Annotated in this window: 1 protein-coding gene; it reads right to left on the bottom strand. The window is 61.4% G+C overall.

The features are described 5' to 3' along the window. On the bottom strand, positions 1–207 hold a 207-nt coding region (locus HMPREF3101_RS12295; RefSeq protein ID WP_210386181.1), incomplete at both ends, for a hypothetical protein.

Genomic DNA, 207 nt, shown 5'->3' with positions numbered 1-207 from the left:
TTGGTGGCTTTACGTTGCTGCTGTCCTTGACCACTACCGGCACCCATCGCCACCGGTGCAGCAGTGAGACCTGTGGAACGTGGCTGCGTGTTTTGGCCTGCGGCTGCTGTGCCTGTGCCGGCACCGTGGGCGTTTGCACCTGGGGTTGCACCGTGAAGTGGTGCACCACCAGTACCACCACTGTGGCCTGTGTTGTTTCCTGATGCA

The organism is Corynebacterium sp. HMSC29G08, assembly GCF_001806875.1.
Lineage (GTDB): Bacteria > Actinomycetota > Actinomycetes > Mycobacteriales > Mycobacteriaceae > Corynebacterium.
Note: the sequence above shows the minus strand (reverse complement) of the source record. Positions and strands in the feature narration are given on the sequence as shown.